Annotated in this window: 1 protein-coding gene; it reads left to right on the top strand. The window is 78.4% G+C overall.

The genetic code is table 11. The annotated features are described in order from the left end of the window. Nucleotides 1-3,991, top strand: a 3,991-nt coding sequence (locus tag AB0M46_RS51135; protein ID WP_363349007.1) for an amino acid adenylation domain-containing protein, incomplete at both ends; no start/stop codon positions are given.

Raw genomic sequence — 3,991 nt, 5'->3', positions numbered from 1 at the left:
CCGCGCTGAGCGCCGCCGCCGGAGCACTGCGGGCCGGGGTGGCCGACACGCTGCTCGCCGGGCTGGCGCTGGCCGTCACCCGCCGCACCGGGCGCGACGGGCTGCTGGTCGAGCTCGAGGGGCACGGGCGCGAGGAGCACCTCGTGCCCGGGGCCGACCTCGCGCGGACCGTCGGCTGGTTCACCACCGAGTACCCGGTGCGCCTCACGCCCGGGGCCGGCGGGCCCACCGCCGCGCTCAAGCGGGTCAAGGAGCAGCTGCGCGCCGTGCCGGACGCAGGCGCGCTCTACGGGGTGCTGCGCCGCCTCGACCCGGCCGGGCGCGCCGCGCTGGCGGGCCGGCCCGAGCCGCAGGTCGTCGTCAACTACCTGGGGCGCTCGGAGACCGGGGCGGGCGGCGGGCTGGGCGGCGCGGCCGAGCCGGACATGCCGCTGGCCCGCGCACTGGAGATCAACGCGGCCGTGGTGGACGGGCGGCTGAGCGTCGCGCTGACGTACCCCTGCGGCGTCCTCGACGAGGAGACCGTGCGCGGGATCGCCGCCGACTGGTTCGCCGCCCTCGGCGAGCTGTCCGCCGTCGAGGCCGGGCTCACCCCGTCGGACCTGCTGCAGCCGGGGCTCGGGCAGGACGAGATCGAGGCGCTGGAGCGGCGGCCCGGCGGGCTGCAGGACGTGTGGCCGCTCACCCCGCTGCAGGAGGGCCTGGTGTTCCTGGCCGCGCTGGCCGAGGACGTCGACCCGTACGTGGTGCAGCAGGTCATCGAGCTCGACGGGCCGCTGGACGCCGGGCGGCTGCGGGACGCCGGGCGGGCGCTGCTCGACCGGCACGCCGCGCTGCGGGTCTGCTTCCCGGCCGGGCCCGGCGGCGTGCTGCGCCAAGCCGTGGCCGCAGCGGCCGAGCCGTCGTGGGACGAGGTCGACCTCACCGCGGCGCACGACCCGGAGGCCGAGTTCGAGCGGCTTGCCGCGGCCGACCGGGCGCGGCCGTTCGACCTGGACCGGCCGCCGCTGCTGCGGCTGACCCTGGTCCGGCTCCCGGACTCGCACCGGCTCGTGCTCACCAACCACCACGTGCTGCTCGACGGGTGGTCGACGCCGCTGGCCGTGCGGGACCTGTTCGACCTCTACGCCGGGCGGGACGCCGGCCGGCCGCGCGACTACCGCGACTACCTGCGCTGGCTGCTGCGGGCCGACCGGGGCGCGGCGGAGGCGGCCTGGCGGGCGGCGCTGGCCGGGCTGGAGCAGCCGACCCTCGTCGCGCCGGCGGCCGGGGCGGTGCTCGACGCGCGGCCCGGCAAGGCCGAGCGGGAGCTGCCGGCCGAGGTCACCGCGCGGCTGGCCGCGCTGGCCCGGGAGCGGCAGGTCACGCTCAACACCGTCGTGCAGGCCGCCTGGGCGGTGCTGCTGGTGCAGCTGACCGGGCGGACCGACGTCGTGTTCGGCACCACCGTGTCCGGGCGGCCGGCCGCGGTGCCCGGCGTCGAGGACATGGTCGGGTTCTGCATCAACACGCTGCCGGTCCGGGTGGCGCTCGACCCGGCGCAGCCGTGGACCGGACTGCTGGACCGGGTGCACGGCGCCGCGGCCGCGCTGCTGGAGCACCAGCACCTGCCGCTGGGCGACGTGCAGCGCCTCGCCGGTCTCGGCGAGCTGTTCGACACGCTCACCATCTTCGAGAGCTACCCGCTCGACGGCGACGGGCTGCGGGCCGCGACCGGGGCCGGCGGCCTGCGGATGACCGGCGTCACCGGCGACGACGCGCCGCACTACCCGCTCACCCTCGCCGTCGCGCCCGGGGAGCGGCTGCGGCTGGGCCTGGCCTACCGCGGCGACGTGTTCCCCGCCGAGTTCGCCGAGGAGCTCATCGACCGGTACGGCGCCCTCCTCGCCGAGCTGGCCCAGGCGCCCGAGCGGCCGGTCGGCCGCGCGCTGTCCGGCCACGCGGCGCCTGCGGACACGGCGCATCCGGTGCCGGCGACCACGCTGCCGGAGCTCTTCGCCGCGGCGGCGCGCCGGGACCCGGGCGCGGTCGCGGTCGTCGCCGAGGACGCGACGGTGACCTACGCCGAGCTCGACGTCCGGGTCGAGACGCTCGCCGCGCGGCTGCAGGAGCTGGGCGCCGGGCCGGAGACAGTCGTGGCCGTCGCGCTGCCGCGGTCGCTGGACCTCGTCGTCGCGCTGCACGCCGTGCACCGGGCCGGGGCGGCGTACCTGCCGCTGGACCCCGCGCTGCCCCGCGAGCGGACCGAGATGCTGGTGGCGGACGCGGGAGCGGTGGCGGTACTGACGCCGGAAAACGTGCACGAGCGCCCATCGCGGCCGTTGGCGGCGGTGCGGGTCGCTCCCGACGCCGCCGCGTACGTCATCTACACCTCCGGCTCCACCGGCCGGCCCAAGGGCGTCGTGGTGGCGCACCGCGCAATCGTCAACCGGCTGCTGTGGATGGGGCACGAGTACCCCCTCGCCGCGGGGGAGCGGGTCGCGCAGAAGACGCCGGCCGGCTTCGACGTGTCGGTCTGGGAGTTCTTCTGGCCGCTGCTGGCCGGGGCCACGCTCGTCGTCGCCCGGCCGGACGGGCACCGCGACCCGGCGTACCTCGCCGGGCTGATCCGCCGGGAACGGGTCACGACCGTCCACTTCGTCCCGTCGATGCTGCGCGCGTTCCTCGACGAGCCCTCGGCCGCGGGACTGCCGCTGCGCCGGGTCATCTGCAGCGGCGAGGCGCTCCCGGCCGAGCTGGCCCGCCGCTTCGCCACGGTCCTGCCCGGGGTCGAGCTGCACAACCTGTACGGCCCGACCGAGGCCGCGGTCGACGTCACGCACCACCCGGTCGATCCGGCGGCCGGCGGCCCGGTCCCGATCGGCCGTCCACTGTGGAACACCACCGCCGTGGTCCTCGACCCGTGGCTGCGGCCGGTGCCGCCCGGCGTCGTCGGCGAGCTCTACCTCGGCGGCGTGCAGCTGGCGCGCGGGTACCTGGGGCGGCCGGGGCTGACCGCCGAGCGGTTCGTGGCCGACCCGTTCGGCGCGCCCGGTGCGCGGCTGTACCGCACCGGCGACCTCGCGCGGGCCACCGCGGACGGCCGGCTGGAGTACGCCGGGCGCACCGACGACCAGGTGAAGATCCGCGGCCTGCGGGTCGAGCCGGGCGAGATCGAGGCCGCCCTGACCGCGCTGCCCGGCGTCGCCGCCGCGGCCGTCGTGGCCCGCGACGACGGCCCGGCCCGCCGCCTGGTCGCCTACCTGGTGGCCGGCGCCACGGCCCCCGAAGCGGCCCCGGCAGCGGATTCGGTCGCGGCCCCGGCCGATTCGGGCGCGGCGTCGATACACACGGCTCCGGTGCTAGCGGGCCCGGCGGCGGCGTCGACGGACCCGGCTGCGGTGGCGGCTGGCCCGGCTGCGGTGCCGGTGGACCCGGCCGCGGTGCTGGCCCGGACGCTGCCGGAGCACATGGTGCCGGCCGCGTTCGTCTGGCTGGACGCGCTGCCGCTGACCCCCAGCGGCAAGCTCGACCGCAAGGCCCTGCCCGCCCCCGACTTCGCCGCGAAGGCGGGCGGCGACGCGCCACGCACGCCGGCCGAGGAGGTCTTCGCCCGGCTCGTGGCCGAGGTGCTCGGCCTGCCGCGGGCCGGCGTGCGGGACGGGTTCTTCGCGCTCGGTGGGGACAGCATCCTCGCCCTGCGGCTCACCGCCCGGGCCCGCGAGGCCGGCTGGCGGATCACCGCCCGGGACGTCTTCGCCCGCCCGAGCGTCGAGGGCCTCGCCGCGGTCGCGGTGCCGGCCGGCGACGAGCGGCGCGACGCGTCCGCGGGCTGGGGCGACGTCCCGGCCACCCCGATCATGTGCGAGCCGGGCGCGGCCGACCCGCGGCTGAGCCAGTCGATGGTCCTGCCCGATCCCGGCCCCGCGCTGGCGGACCGGCTGCAGGCCCTGCTCGACCGGCACGACGTGCTGCGGGCCCGGTGGACCGGCGCCGGCCTGCACGTGCCGCC

The organism is Dactylosporangium sp. NPDC051485 (genome assembly GCF_040682015.1).
Classification (GTDB): domain Bacteria; phylum Actinomycetota; class Actinomycetes; order Mycobacteriales; family Micromonosporaceae; genus Dactylosporangium.
This window is presented reverse-complemented; position numbering and strand designations above follow the sequence as displayed.